Raw genomic sequence first — 14181 nt, 5'->3', positions numbered from 1 at the left:
CCGGAACGGCAGGACGAAAAAAAACCAGCCGTCGGCGCGAAGCCTCGGGCTGGTTCGATCGCTCGGCATCGAACGGCGCCCGCAGGCACCGTCGATCGCCGTGGCGACAGCTTCGCTTAGAACTTGTGGCGCAGACCCAGCGCGACCAGTTCCTGCGAGCTCGTGCCGGCGATGCCGTACGAACCGATCGAAGCCTGGGCGGCTTGCGTCGTGCCGTTCGCGAGGCGTTGCGTGCCGCTCGCGTGCTGGTACGCGCCGACCAGGTAGACGTCGGTACGCTTGGACAGCGAGTAGTCCGCGCCCAGCGAAGCCTGGTGATACTTGGCGTCCGTGTCGCCGCTCGCCTTGGTGTACGAGTAGCCGAGGCCGAGCAGCAGGGCCGGGGTAGCCTGGTACGTGGCGAAGGCGCGACCGGTGTTGAACTTCTCGGTCTGGCCGAACGACGAGAACGCGTCACGCTTGTATTGCGCGTTGCTGTAGCCCAGGCCGGCCGTGAACGGGCCGAACGTGTACTGGCCGGCAACCTGGCCGATGCCGATCGACTTCGCGTTGGTGTAGCCGCTGTTGATCGGGCCGTCGAAGATCGCGTCCGAGGTGCCGCCCCAGTTCGTGCCGCGCGCGGCGCCGTACAGGTTCGAGGCGTAGAAGTAGCCGCCAGCAATGCCGATCGGGCCGTTGTTGTAGGCCAGTGCGGCCGACCAGGTCTGGCCCGAGCCGTTCGAGCCGGCAACACCGCCCAGTGCGTAGAAGCCTTCGAACTGCAGGCCCGCGAACACCGGCGAGGTGTACTTGATGGCGTTGTTGACGCGCAGGCTGTTGTCGTTGTTGTCGACGTCGCCCGGCGTGGCGAACACGCTGCCGAAGTAGTTGTCGGCCGTGACGGCCTGGACCATGTCGACCAGCGGGTCGTACTGGCGGCCCAGCGTCAGCGTGCCGTACTTGTCGCTTTGCAGGCCGACGTAGGCTTGGCGACCGAACATGCGCTTGCCTTGGCCGAGCGTGCCGTCATTGGAGTTGAAGCCGTTTTCCAATTGGAAGATCGCCTTCAGGCCACCGCCCAGATCTTCCGCGCCCTTCAGGCCCCAACGGCTACCTTGCAGGTTGCCGCTGTTCATCTGCCAGGCGTTGTTACCCGTGCCGTTGTTGCCGTGCACGTAGGTGATCGCCGTGTCGATCACGCCGTACAGCGTGACGCTCGATTGAGCGTGCGCTGCGCCTGCGGCACCGAGGAGAGCCAGCGAGAGGGTAGACAGAGCGAGTTTTTTCATAGGTAGTGTTCTCCACGCAAAGTGATTCGTTATTTGTTGCGGATTGGAGAATAGCGCAGTGCGTATCTCGCAAGAAACCCAAAAAAATAAAGTGTCTCCAAAACGTCACAACGATAAAAATTCCTTTTAGATCAATAGCCTATGAAATTATTTCCAATGCGGGAGTCAATTTCCGGCATCCCTTCGTGATTGTTGTGGGAAATGAGGGCCATGCCGGATCCCGTCAGGAATCGGGCGGTTTCGATGCAGGAATCGAGGCGGTTGAACGTTTGCGCGTGCGCTTTTGCGCTCGGCGGGCTGGCCAGGCTGGCGGGAATGTCAGCGGCGCGCCAGTTTTGGGCGGGATCTGAAATCGATTACGCGGCGGGAGCGGGCCGCGCGGGGGCGCGGCACCGGCGAATCAGGGATTCTGCCTATTCGTGCGCGGCGTCCGTGCGTGCGCGTCGCGCGTCGCCGCGCGCGGCGGCGAATTCCGCGCCGAGCAGCAGCACGGCCGCCGAGAAGTACAGCCACATCAGCAGCACCGCCAGCGAGCCGGCCGCGCCGAATGCGCTGGCGGTGCCCGCGTGCGCGAGGTACAGCGCGAACAGCTTCTTGCCGGCCGAGAACAGCACGGCCGAGACGATGCCGCCGGTCAGCGCGTCGCGGCGCGTGACGTGCGCGTCGGGCAGGAACTTCAGCAGGGCCGCGAAGGCGCAGGCGAGGATCGCGATGCCGGCGGTGAACTGCAGCAGGTTGCCGACCAGCACGAAGGGCGTGGCGCCCCACAACCAGCGGCCGATGAAGGTGATCGCGGTGTCGAGCAGCAGGGACACGATCAGCAGGAAGGCCACGCCGAGCACCAGCCCGAACGAGATCAGCCGCACCCGCACCAGGCCGAACACCGAGGACCAGCGTTTTTCCTGGCTCGGCCAGACCATGCCGAGCGCGGTGTTCAGCGAGGAGAAGGTGGCCGAGGCGCCGATCGCGAGCATCACGAAGGAAATCGCCGCCGCGGCGCCGCCATTGCTGTCGCGACGGTGCGCGTTCTCGACGATGGTCTGCACGCCGGCCGCGGCGTCGTTGCCGATCAGGCTGTGGACCTGGTTGAACACCTCGCCGCGCGCGGCATCGGCGCCGAAGAACCAGCCGGCCACGGCGATCACCATCACCAGCATCGGCGCGAGCGAGAAGGCGGAGTAGAAGGCGATGCTGGCCGCCATGGTGGTGCAGTGGTCGGCGGAGAAGCGCCGGAACGCGTCGAGCGCCCAGTTGACATTGGTCTTGACGAGCTTTTCGGGTGGTTGCGAGAGCAAGGGCTTCATGGTGTCGAGCGCGGGCGCGGCGAGCGCGCATTCTGTTGATGGTTTGGCGGTCCGACGCATTCTGTCCCGAAAAGTTTAGTCGATCGTCCGGGCGAGGGGGCGACGGCGGCCGCGTCGGGCGTCGTCGCCGGCCTTGGCGGGCGGGCGCGAGTCCGGCGCGAGCCGGGCACCACGCGAGGCCGATCTCGCCATCGATACGCAAGGCAGGCGCGAAGCCGGCTGCAAGCTTCCCTCGGCCACCGCAAGCGCCGTGCCCGCGCCGGCGGGCTCGCGCGGTCCCGAGCGGGGGCGGCTCGCGCCCCGGAGCGGCGCGAATGCCGGTAAGCTGCGACTATCGTTTCCGAGCTTCTCCACCCGATCATGACCGACGTATCCCCCCGACGACCGAACCCGATCCAGTGTGAAATCGACCTCGATGCCGAAGGCAAGCATGCGGGCTACCTGCGCCTGCCGCATTCGGTGCACCGCTCCGCCTATGGCTGGCTGCCGGTGCCGATCGCCTCGATCCGCAATGGCGAGGGGCCGGTGGTGCTGGTGATGTCGGGCAATCACGGCGACGAATACGAAGGCCAGGTGCTCAGTTCGCGCTTGATCCGCGAACTGCCGGCCGAGCAGGTGCGCGGGCAGGTGATCGTGCTGCCGATGGCGAATTTCCCGGCGGCGGAGGCGGGGCTGCGCACCTCGCCGCTCGACGACGGCAACCTCAACCGCAGCTTCCCCGGCGACCCGGCCGGCACGCCCACCCAGATCATCGCCGACTACATCGAACATGCCTTGCTGGCGCGCGCCGATTACCTGGTCGACCTGCATTCGGGCGGCAGTTCGCTGATCTATCACGGCGGCAACCTGATCGCGCTGGAGCCGCGCGACGCCGAGGAGGAGCAGCACGTGAAGGCCCTGCTGAGCGCCTTCGGCCTGCCGCGCGCCTACCTCAACGCGCCGAATCCCAGTTATGCCTCGTCGGCGGCACGGCGCCAGGGCGCGATCTCGATCCTGACCGAGCTGGGCGGTGCCGGCATGACCGACGCGGCGCTGCTGCGCCAGGGCTGGCAGGGCCTGCTGAACTTCCTCGGCTTCCTCGGCGTGCTGCGCGGGCCGCTGGTGCCGGACGGCCCGCCGGCGGTGACGCGCTTCATGCGCACCAGCGGGCCCCGGCACTTCGTCTATGCCTACGAGCACGGCGTATTCGAGCCCCTGGTCGAGCTGGGCGATGTCGTGCGCGAGGGCCAGCCGGCCGCGCGCATCCACTTCCCCGACACGCCGCTGCGCGAGCCGGTGGTCCATTGCTTCGAGGCTGCCGGCGAGGTGGTCTGCCGCCGCGTGCCCGCGCAGGTGCGCCGCGGCGATTGCCTGTTCCAGCTCGCCGAACCGCGCGACGCGAGCTGAGCGGCTCTTCTTCCTGATTTCCCCCCTCGGCGGGCGCGCGCTCGGACGTGCGCCCGCCGCTCTTGCTTGCTCGCGTTCCAATCGATTTACGGAATCGCCCGACACGAATCGCTATGTTTATTTGAATATAGCGAGAGCTCGATTCTTTATGCGAACAATTCGCATTCCGATGATTTTCTTGCCCGGAGATTTCGAATCGACTCGAGCGGCGCGATCGAAGGACGGATATCGAATCGCTATATATTAAAAAATACAACGAGACTTTCTGGGCGTGACGAAATCCCTTGCCGGTCGAGGATTCTCATCGAGCAGTTCCGCGCCGGAAGTCCCCCCGCGACGTGAAAATCCGGACCCGCCCCACTACCCATCGGCAATTTCATTTCCTATAAACAAAATGCGCAACGTTGATTTGTCCGATATCCGGGGGCGGATTAATCAGCGTAAAATCGTCGCGCGACAATGTCGTCACAAAAAGATTGTTCCCCGTACATCACAGCCGAGACCATCATGCTCCACATGTCCCGGCGCCAGTTCATGAAGGTGACGGCCTCCACGCTCGCCGGATCGAGTCTCGCCCTGTTGGGATTCTCGCCCGCCGAAGCACTCGCGGAGGTCCGCCAATACAAGCTGGCGCGTACTGTCGAAACCCGCAACACCTGCCCGTATTGCTCGGTGGGCTGCGGGATCCTCATGTATTCCCTCGGTGACGGCGCGAAAAACGCCAAGTCGAGCATCATCCACATCGAAGGCGACCCCGACCACCCGGTCAATCGCGGCACGCTGTGCCCGAAGGGCGCGAGCCTGATCGACTTCATCCACAGCCCGAGCCGGCTCACGCAGCCCGAATACCGCGCGCCCGGCTCCGACAAGTGGGAGCCGATCTCCTGGGAAGCGGCGCTCGACCGTATCGCGAAGCTGATGAAGGAAGACCGCGACGCGAACTTCGTCGAGACCACGCCGGACGGCCAAAAGGTCAACCGCTGGCTGACCACCGGCATGCTGGCCGCCTCGGCCGGCAGCAACGAGGTGGGTTACCTGACCCACAAGACGGTTCGCAGTCTGGGGATGCTCGCGTTCGACAACCAGGCACGTGTCTGACACGGCCCGACGGTGGCAGGTCTTGCCCCGACGTTTGGCCGCGGCGCGATGACGAACCATTGGGTCGACATCAAGAACGCAGACGTCATCCTGGTGATGGGTGGCAATGCCGCAGAGGCACATCCCTGCGGATTCAAGTGGGTCACGGAAGCCAAGGCGCACCGCAAGGCGCGACTGGTGGTGGTGGACCCGCGCTTCACACGCACGGCATCGGTGGCGGATTATTACGCGCCGATTCGTACCGGCACGGACATCGCCTTCCTCGGCGGGGTGATCAACTACCTGCTGACGAACGACAAGATCCAGCACGAGTACGTCAAGAACTACACGGATTTCCCCTTCATCGTCCGTGAGGATTACGCCTTCAACGACGGCATCTTCTCGGGCTACAACCCCGACAAGCACGCCTATCCGGACAAGTCGACCTGGGACTACGAACGCGGCGACGACGGCTTCGTGAAGGTCGACGCGACGCTCGCGCATCCGCGCTGCGTCTACCAGTTGATGAAGCAGCATTACTCGCGCTACACGCCCGAGATGGTGGAGCGTATCTGCGGCACGCCCAAGGACAAGTTCCTCAAGGTGTGCGAGATGCTCGCCACCACGGCGGTGCCCGGGCGCGCCGGCACGATCCTCTACGCGCTGGGCTGGACGCACCACTCGGTGGGCGCGCAGATGATCCGCACCGGCGCGATGGTGCAACTGCTGCTCGGCAACATCGGCATCGCCGGCGGCGGCATGAACGCGCTGCGCGGACACTCGAACATCCAGGGGCTGACCGACCTGGGCCTGATGTCGAACCTGCTGCCGGGCTACATGACGCTGCCGTCGCAGGCCGAGCAGGACTACGAGGGCTACATCAAGAAGCGCGCCAGCCAGCCGCTGCGGCCGAACCAGCTCAGCTACTGGAAGAACTACCGCGCCTTCTTCGTCAGCTTCATGAAGTCGTGGTGGGGCGATTCGGCCACCGCCGAGAACAACTTCGGCTACGACTACCTGCCCAAGCTCGACAAGCCCTACGACCTGCTGCAGACCATCGAGCTGATGGCCCAGGGCAAGATGAACGGCTATATTTGCCAGGGCTTCAACCCGCTGGCGGCGGCGCCGTCCAAGGCCAAGACCGCGGCCGCGCTGGCCAAGCTGAAGTGGCTGGTGATCATGGATCCGCTGGCCACCGAGACCTCCGAGTTCTGGAAGCCGCACGACGACTACAACGTGGTCGACCCCGCGGCGGTCAAGACCGAGGTGTTCCGCCTGCCGACCACCTGCTTCGCCGAGGAACGCGGCTCGCTGGTGAATTCCGGGCGCGTGCTGCAGTGGCACTGGAAGGGCGCGGACGCGCCGGGCGAGGCGCGCAGCGACCTGGAGATCATGTCGGGGCTGTTCCTGCGCATGCGCGAGGCCTACAAGAAGGACGGCGGCAAGTATCCCGATCCGATCGTCAACCTGACCTGGCCGTACGCGAACCCGGAAAGCCCGACGCCCGAGGAACTCGCGATGGAGTTCAACGGACGCGCGCTGGCCGACCTGACCGACCCGAAGGATCCGACCAAGGTGCTGGTCAAGCGCGGCGAGCAACTGGCCGGCTTCGCGCAGTTGAAGGACGACGGCTCGACCTCGAGCGGCTGCTGGATCTTCTGCGGCGCCTGGACGGCGGCCGGCAACCAGATGGCGCGGCGCGACAATGCCGACCCGACCGGCATCGGCCAGACGCTCGGCTGGGCCTGGGCCTGGCCCGCCAACCGGCGGATCCTCTACAACCGCGCTTCCTGCGACACGGCGGGCAAGCCCTTCGACCCGACCCGCAAGCTGATCGGCTGGAACGGCCGCGCCTGGGCCGGTTACGACGTGCCCGACTACAAGGTCGACGAACCGCCCGAGAACGGCATGGGGCCCTTCATCATGAATCCCGAGGGCGTGGCGCGTTTCTTCGCCCGCGACGGCATGAACGAAGGCCCGTTCCCCGAGCACTACGAGCCGTTCGAGACGCCGCTGGCCGCGAACCCGTTCCACCCCGGCAACCCGCGCGCGCTGAACAACCCGGCCGCGCGCGTGTTCCCGGACGACCGGGCCGCGTTCGGCACGCCGGACAAGTTCCCGCACACGGCCACCACCTATCGCCTGACCGAGCATTTCCACTACTGGACCAAGCACGCGCGACTGAACTCGATCGTGCAGCCGCAGCAGTTCGTGGAGATCAGCGAGGACCTGGCCAAGGAAGTGGGCGTGGTGCACGGCGACATGGTCAAGGTCTCGTCGAACCGCGGCTACATCGTGGCGGTGGCGCTCGTGACCAAGCGGATCAAGCCGCTCACGGTGGACGGCCGCAAGGTGCAGACGGTCGGCATTCCGCTGCACTGGGGTTTCAAGGGGCTCACCAAGCCCGGTTATCTCGCCAATACCCTGACTCCGTCCGTGGGCGACGGCAACTCGCAGACACCGGAATTCAAGTCGTTCCTGGTGAAAGTGGAAAAGGCATAAGGGGAACCCGAGATGGCATTGCAATCGCTGGACATCAAACGGGTGTCCGCCACCACCACGCCGCCGCCGACCGCGCGCGACCCGGTCACGGGGACCGTCGCCAAGCTGATCGACGTGTCCAAGTGCATCGGCTGCAAGGCGTGTCAGACGGCGTGCATGGAGTGGAACGACCTGCGCGACGAAATCGGCACCAACGTCGGCGTCTACGACAATCCGGCCGACCTCACCGAGCATTCCTGGACGGTGATGCGGTTCACCGAATACGAGAACCCGGCCGGCGACCTCGAGTGGCTGATCCGCAAGGACGGCTGCATGCACTGCGAGGATCCGGGCTGCCTGAAGGCCTGTCCCTCGCCGGGCGCGATCGTGCAGTACAACAACGGCATCGTCGATTTCCACGAGGAGAACTGCATCGGTTGCGGCTATTGCGTGACCGGCTGCCCGTTCAACATCCCGCGGATCTCGAAGACCGACCATCGCGCCTACAAGTGCACGCTCTGCTCGGACCGCGTCGCGGTCGGGCAGGAGCCGGCCTGCGTGAAGACCTGCCCGACCGGCGCGATCATGTTCGGCACCAAGGAGGACATGAAGCAGCAGGCCGCCGATCGCGTGGTCGACCTCAAGGAGCGCGGGTTCGCCAACGCGGGGCTGTACGATCCGCAGGGCGTGGGCGGCACCCACGTGATGTACGTGCTGCATCACGCCGACAAGCCCTCGCTCTACCACGGCCTGCCCGACAACCCGTCGATCAGCCCGTTCGTGAAGCTGTGGAAGGGCATCGCCAAGCCGCTGGCGGTGGCCGGCCTCGCGCTGACCGCGCTGGCCGGGTTCTTCCACTACACGCGCATCGGCCCGAACGAGGTGACGGAGGAGGATGAAACCGCCGCCCGCGAGGAAGCACGCCGGATCAAGGAGGACGTGAAATGAGCCATGAAGATCCGAACCTGATCGTGCGCTACTCGGCGAACGAGCGCTCGAATCACTGGATCACCGCGATCTCGTTCGTGCTGCTCGCGCTGTCGGGGCTCGCGCTGTTCCATCCGTCGATGTTCTGGCTCACCGCGCTGTTCGGCGGCGGGCAATGGACGCGGATCCTGCATCCCTTCGTCGGCGTGGTGATGTTCGTGTCCTTCGCGATCATGGTGCTGCGCTACTGGCACCACAACCTGATCGACGCGGACGATCGCCAGTGGCTGCGGCAGATGGACGATGTGCTGAACAACCGCGAGGAGAACCTGCCGCCGGTCGGCCGCTACAACGCCGGCCAGAAGCTGCTGTTCTTCACGCTGGTGGCCTGCCTGCTGGTGCTGCTGCTCTCGGGCATCGTGATCTGGCGGCGGTATTTCTCGCTGTACTTCCCGATCGAGGTGATTCGCCTCGCGGCGGTGGCGCATGCGGTGGCCGCCTTCGTGCTGATCGCCAGCATCATCGTCCACATCTACGCGGCGCTGTGGGTGAAGGGCTCGATCGGCGCGATGGTGCGCGGCACCGTCACGCTCGGCTGGGCCCGCAAGCATCATCCGAAGTGGTTCCGGCAGGCGGTGAAGGAGTCGGGACGGCCGCATTGAGGCAAGGGCACACCGGGGTCGATGCCTGGCCCCGGAAGCAGGCGCGAAGGCGATTCGGTGACCGGATCGCCTTCGTCGTTTCGGCCCCGGTCCAGCGCGCGAAACGATCGAAACGGTCGAAACGAAGGCGGGCGGTAGGCGAGGGCATCGCGCGATCCGGCGCGATCCAGCCCGCGGATCCAGCCCGCCTTTCGCGGCGCATCCGCCGTCCACGATCGCGCGCATCGGCCGATTTCCACCCGGCTCGGTACGAATCCATTTCGATTGCGCGGCGCAAGCCGGGTAATCGAATCCGATTCGCGCGCGGGCGTTGGCGAAGCGCACCCGGAAGCTGCTATTCTTCACCGCGGTGCTTCGCCTGCCGCCTGCCGACACGACCGGCGCCCGAGCCGGCAACCCCACCCGATCGGCATGAGAATCCGCGGCGGCTGCCGCGTCCCGCGAAAGGCCGATCGCGGCGAAACATCCGGCGCCCGTATCGCGGCGCCGGCCAGACAGTATTAGGTGACCCACGTGACACAACGCATCCTCGACCCGAACGACATCGCGGCCCTCGATCATTCGGCGATTCCCCGCTTCCGGCTTCCCGAACGCGCCAGCGTGTTCGCCGAGCGCGCCGCGCGGCTGCGCAAGCTGGCCGACCTCAATCCGATTTCCGGCTATCTGCGCCTGATGGCGACGCTGGCCGACGCCCAGCATGCCGTGCTCGGCACGCTCGAGGCCACCCCGCCCACGCCCGAGGCCGTGCGCCACGCGCAGATGCATTCGATGCCGATCGTGCCGGCCATGTCGGGTCCGCGCGATCCGCTGTGGCAGGACGTGCTGCAGCGCCTGCTCGACAGCATCGAGCATGCCGGGCTGGTCACGCCGCCGCTGGCCAAGCTGATCGACCAGCTTCGCCTGAAGACGCCCGCCCAACTCGACGCCCAGGCCGACGCGATCGTCGCGCTGCGGGTGGAGGAGGTCGAGCCCGCCTCGGCGCCGTTCATCGCGGCCGCGCTGCAGGTGGTGTGGACCGATCTCGCCTCGCGCGTGCAGCCCGCCGAGGTGCCCTACCTGGACCAGCCGGGCCTGTGCCCGGTGTGCGGCTCGCATCCGGTGGCCAGCGTGATCCGCGTCGGCGCGCAGCAGGGTTATCGCTTCCTGCAGTGCTCGCTGTGCAGCAGCGAATGGCACATGGTCCGCACCAAGTGCTCGAACTGCGATTCGACCAAGGGCATCGCCTATCACGGCATCGAGGGCGGCAGCGAGGCGATCAAGGCCGAGTCCTGCGACGAATGCCATACCTACCGCAAGATCGGCTACCAGGAGAAGGATTACGCCTTCGAGCCGCTCGCCGACGACCTGGCCAGCCTCACGCTCGACCTGCTGATGAACGAGGCCGGCTACCGGCGCAGTTCGCCGAACCCCTTGCTGTGGCCCGAGCTGCCTTCCTCCGACGCATCGTGAACGGAGCCCGTCCTTGAGCGATACCGGCCTCAATGAACTGAACGCCCTGCTGGCGCGCGTGCCCTCGGTCGAGCGGCTGGTGTCGTCCGCGCCGCTGCGCTCGCTGGTCGATTCGCACGGCCGCACGCGCGTGCTGGCGGCCGTGCGCGCCGCGCTCGACGCCTGGCGCGAGGCGGCGCGGCGCGATCCGTCGGGCGCCGTGACGCCCGACGAGGCCGGCGTCGCCGCCGAGGTGGCCGCGCGGCTCGCCGCGGCCGACGCCGGCGAGATGAAGGCGGTGTTCAACCTGACCGGCACGGTGCTGCATACCAACCTCGGCCGGGCGCTGCTGCCCGACGAGGCGGTGCAGGCCGTGACGGCCGCGCTGGCGCGGCCGATGAACCTCGAGTTCGACCTGGAAACCGGCCGGCGCGGCGATCGCGACGACCTGATCGACGGGCTGATCTGCGAGCTGACCGGCGCCGAGGCGGCCACCGTGGTCAACAACAACGCGGCCGCCGTGCTGCTGAGCCTGTCGGCGCTGGCCGCGCGCAAGGAGGTGGTGGTCTCGCGCGGCGAGCTGGTCGAGATCGGCGGCGCGTTCCGGATTCCCGACATCATGAGCCGCGCCGGCGCGCGCCTGCGCGAGGTCGGCACCACCAATCGCACGCATGCGCGCGACTACGCCGAGGCGATCGGCGCGCGCACCGCGCTGCTGATGAAGGTGCATTGCAGCAATTACGCGATCAGCGGCTTCACCAAGGAAGTCACGATCGAGGAACTCGCGCCGCTCGGCCGCGAGCGCGGCGTGCCGGTGGCCGTCGATCTCGGCAGCGGCACCCTGGTCGATCTCGCGCAATGGGGCCTGCCGCGCGAGCCGACCGTGCGCGAGACCATCGCCGCCGGCGCCGACCTGGTCACCTTCAGCGGCGACAAGCTGCTCGGCGGCCCGCAGGCGGGCCTGATCGTCGGCTCGCGCGAGCTGGTGGCGAAGATCAAGAAGCATCCGCTCAAGCGCGCGCTGCGCGTGGGCAAGCTCACGCTCGCCGCGCTGGAGCCGGTGCTGCGTCTCTATCGCTCGCCCGAGTTCCTGCGCGAGCGGCTGACCACGCTGCGCCTGCTCACGCGCTCGCACGCCGAGATCGCGGCGGCCGCCGAGCGCGTGCTGCCGGCCTTCCAGCGCGCGATCGGCGAGGCCTACACGGTCAGCGCCGAGCCGATGTTCAGCCAGATCGGCAGCGGCGCGCTACCGGTGGACGTGCTGCCCAGCCACGGGCTGGTGGTGAGAGTGGCTTCCGGCAAGCGCGGCGGGCGCGCGCTGGGCCAGCTCGAGACCCGCCTGCGCGGCTGGACGCGCCCGGTGGTGGGACGCATCGCCGATGATGCGCTGCGGCTCGACCTGCGCTGCCTGGAAGCCGCCGACGAGGCCGAGCTGCTCGCGCTCTGCGAGGCGGCCGCGACGCGGGACGCGCGCTCGTGATCGTCGGTACCGCCGGCCATATCGATCATGGCAAGACCACCCTGGTGCGTGCGCTCACGGGCGTCGATACCGATCGCCTGAAGGAGGAGAAGGCGCGCGGCATCTCGATCGAGCTCGGTTACGCCTACACGCCGCTCGAGAACGGCGAGGTGCTCGGCATGATCGACGTGCCCGGCCACGAGCGGCTGGTGCACACCATGGCGGCCGGCGCCTGCGGGATCGACGTGGCGCTGCTGGTGATCGCCGCCGACGACGGCGTGATGCCGCAAACCCGCGAACACCTCGCGATCCTCGAACTGCTCGGCGTCAGGCACGGCATCGTCGCGCTCACCAAGTGCGATCGCGTCGACGCGGCGCGCATCGCCGAGGTGTCCGCCGAGATCCGCGCCTGGCTGGGCGCCACCGCGCTGGCCGGCGCGCCGATCTTCGAGACGCGCGCCACGCTGGCCGACGACCCCGGCGTGGCCGCGCTCGGCGCCGCGCTGCGCGAGCTGGCCGCGCAATGGCGCGCGCGACGCGACGATGGCCTGTTCCGGCTCGCCGTCGATCGCGTGTTCACGCTGGCCGGGCAGGGCACGGTGGTGACCGGCACGGCCTTCGCGGGCCGCGTGCAGGCGGGCGACAGCCTGCGCGTGGCCCGCGGCGGCGAAACCGTGCGCGTGCGCGGCCTGCATGCGCAGAACCGGCCCGCCGAGACCGGCCATGCCGGCGAGCGCTGCGCGCTCAACCTGGCCGGCATCGACAAGGCGGCGCTCTCGCGGGGCGATGCGATCGTCGACGCGCGGCTGGCCAGCACCTCGCCGCGCATCGACGTCGAATTGCGCCTGCTGCCCGATGCGGACCTCACGCTCGCGCATTGGGCGCCGCTGCACGTGCATCTCGGCACCCAGCACCAGGTGGCGCATGTGGTGCCGATCGACGGCGAGACGATCGCCGCCGGCCAATCGGCACGCGCGCAACTGGTGTTCGACGAACCGATGTTCGCGATGCCGGGCGATCGCTTCATCGTGCGTAACGCGCAGGCGACGCGTACCGTCGGCGGCGGCCGAGTGCTCGATCCGTTCGGCCCGGCGCACAAGCGCCGCTCGGCGGCGCGCCGCGCCTGGCTCGACGCGATCGCCGCATGGCTCGACCAGGGCCGGCTCGATGCCTTGCTCGACGAGGCGCCGCTCGGCGTGCCGCTGGCCACCTTGATGCATCTGACCGGGCTGCCGGCCGAAGCGCTGCCGCTGCCGCCGGGCGCGGCGGTGGTGCCGGGCGGCGCGGGCCCGCGCGCGATCGCGCCGCGCCATCGCGAAGCGTTGCGCGCTCGTGTGCTGGAAGCATTGGCGCAGTTCCACCAGCGTTCGCCGGACGAGCCGGGCCCGGAGCTGGGCCGCCTGCGGCGCATCGCCTTGCCGCTGGCCGACGAGGCCCTGTGGCGCGCGCTGATCGACGAGATGGCGAACCAGGGCAGCGTGGTGCGCGACGGCCAGTGGGTACGCCTGCCCGCGCACACGGCGAACCTCGATCCGGCCGACGAGGCGCAGGCTCGACGGCTGCTGCCGCTGATCGCGGCGGGGCGCTACGACCCGCCCTGGGTGCGCGACCTGGCGACGGCCACCGGCAGCCAGGAGGAGGCGGTGCGCACGCTGCTGCGCAAGCTCGCGCGACGCGGCGAGCTGCACCAGGTGGTGCGTGATCTTTTCTATCACCGCGAGGTGGTGGCCGAGCTGGCGCGGCTGATCGCCGAGGTGGCGGCCCGCCATGGCGGCTCGCTCGACGCGGCGACCTTTCGCGACGCGAGCGGGCTGGGTCGCAAGCGTGCGATCCAGATCCTCGAATTCTTCGACCGCGTTGGGTATACTCGCTTCCATCGCGACCGCCATCTGTTGCGCATCGACGGCCCCGGGCAGGATCTGCAGCAGGGCTAGGCGCGGCGGCGTTTCTTCATCGCGGAAGGCATTCGCATCCGGTGGTGCGGCCGGGCTTCAAACCCGGTTGGGGACGTCAATCGTTCCCGGGTCGGTTCGACTCCGGCTGCCTTCCGCCATCTAGCAAGGCCCATTCATCGTCAAACGCTCGGCCATCGTCGGAGTTGCCGATAGGCTGCTTTGTCGGTGAAGTCTCACTCCGCCGAAGGTGTGGGCGGATTCAATCCAGTCGCTTTTTCTCAGTCCTCGACGCTG

General features: G+C 67.7%; 10 protein-coding genes and 1 tRNA gene. 9 read left to right on the top strand and 2 right to left on the bottom strand.

Annotated features, from left to right (window positions below):
- Positions 1-116 precede the first annotated feature (116 nt).
- Positions 117-1268: a porin gene (locus tag BM43_RS08070; protein WP_036055929.1), complete on the bottom strand. Its 1152-nt coding sequence runs from the start codon at positions 1266-1268 to the stop codon at positions 117-119.
- Between the two features lie 5 nt (positions 1269-1273).
- On the opposite strand from BM43_RS08070, the gene BM43_RS40245 reads away from it, so the two are divergent.
- Positions 1274-1618: a hypothetical protein gene (locus BM43_RS40245; protein ID WP_144417637.1), complete on the top strand. Its 345-nt coding sequence runs from the start codon at positions 1274-1276 to the stop codon at positions 1616-1618.
- Positions 1619-1681: 63 nt separating this feature from the next.
- Here BM43_RS40245 and BM43_RS08065 read toward each other — a convergent pair whose 3' ends face one another.
- Positions 1682-2572, bottom strand: a complete 891-nt coding sequence (locus BM43_RS08065; protein ID WP_013690557.1) for a YihY/virulence factor BrkB family protein — start codon at positions 2570-2572, stop codon at positions 1682-1684.
- Between the two features lie 360 nt (positions 2573-2932).
- Here BM43_RS08065 and BM43_RS08060 point away from each other — a divergent pair, with 360 nt between their 5' ends.
- The 8 genes from BM43_RS08060 to BM43_RS08020 all read left to right on the top strand — a co-directional run bounded on the left by BM43_RS08060 (position 2933) and on the right by BM43_RS08020 (position 14045).
- The gene (locus tag BM43_RS08060; protein ID WP_036055930.1) at positions 2933-3958 is read left to right on the top strand and encodes a succinylglutamate desuccinylase/aspartoacylase family protein; all 1026 of its coding nucleotides are present in this window, start codon (positions 2933-2935) and stop codon (positions 3956-3958) included.
- A gap of 507 nt (positions 3959-4465) precedes the next feature.
- Positions 4466-7537 (top strand): formate dehydrogenase-N subunit alpha, encoded by a 3072-nt coding sequence (gene fdnG / locus BM43_RS08050; protein ID WP_080941766.1) that lies wholly within the window; start codon positions 4466-4468, stop codon positions 7535-7537.
- Between the two features lie 12 nt (positions 7538-7549).
- Positions 7550-8464: a formate dehydrogenase subunit beta gene (gene fdxH / locus BM43_RS08045; protein WP_013690553.1), complete on the top strand. Its 915-nt coding sequence runs from the start codon at positions 7550-7552 to the stop codon at positions 8462-8464.
- Complete coding sequence (locus tag BM43_RS08040) at positions 8461-9105, top strand: formate dehydrogenase subunit gamma (protein WP_036055932.1); 645 nt, start codon at positions 8461-8463, stop codon at positions 9103-9105. Before fdxH ends, BM43_RS08040 begins: the two co-directional genes overlap by 4 nt.
- 513 nt (positions 9106-9618) lie before the next feature.
- Positions 9619-10554, top strand: coding sequence for a formate dehydrogenase accessory protein FdhE (fdhE, locus tag BM43_RS08035; RefSeq protein ID WP_036055933.1), 936 nt, complete (start codon positions 9619-9621; stop codon positions 10552-10554).
- 13 nt (positions 10555-10567) lie between these two features.
- The gene (selA, locus tag BM43_RS08030) at positions 10568-12013 is read left to right on the top strand and encodes an L-seryl-tRNA(Sec) selenium transferase (protein ID WP_036055934.1); all 1446 of its coding nucleotides are present in this window, start codon (positions 10568-10570) and stop codon (positions 12011-12013) included.
- Positions 12010-13926, top strand: coding sequence for a selenocysteine-specific translation elongation factor (gene selB / locus BM43_RS08025; RefSeq protein WP_036055935.1), 1917 nt, complete (start codon positions 12010-12012; stop codon positions 13924-13926). The genes selA and selB overlap by 4 nt, the downstream gene beginning before the upstream one ends.
- A 23-nt stretch (positions 13927-13949) precedes the next feature.
- Positions 13950-14045, top strand: a tRNA-Sec gene (locus tag BM43_RS08020).
- Positions 14046-14181 lie beyond the last annotated feature (136 nt).

Origin of the sequence: Burkholderia gladioli, assembly GCF_000959725.1 — a bacterium.
Taxonomy (GTDB): Bacteria; Pseudomonadota; Gammaproteobacteria; order Burkholderiales; family Burkholderiaceae; genus Burkholderia; species Burkholderia gladioli.
The sequence above is the reverse complement of the archived record's forward strand: the minus strand, read 5'-3'. Positions and strand labels throughout refer to the sequence as shown.

Bases quoted from the DNA above. Each gene is read 5' to 3' on its own strand.
- BM43_RS08070 (WP_036055929.1), bottom strand. From the start codon at position 1,268: ATGAAAAAACTCGCTCTGTCTACCCTCTCGCTGGCTCTCCTCGGTGCC.
- BM43_RS08065 (WP_013690557.1), bottom strand. From the start codon at position 2,572: ATGAAGCCCTTGCTCTCGCAACCACCCGAAAAGCTCGTCAAGACCAAT.
- BM43_RS08060 (WP_036055930.1), top strand. From the start codon at position 2,933: ATGACCGACGTATCCCCCCGACGACCGAACCCGATCCAGTGTGAAATC.
- fdxH (WP_013690553.1), top strand. From the start codon at position 7,550: ATGGCATTGCAATCGCTGGACATCAAACGGGTGTCCGCCACCACCACG.
- BM43_RS08040 (WP_036055932.1), top strand. From the start codon at position 8,461: ATGAGCCATGAAGATCCGAACCTGATCGTGCGCTACTCGGCGAACGAG.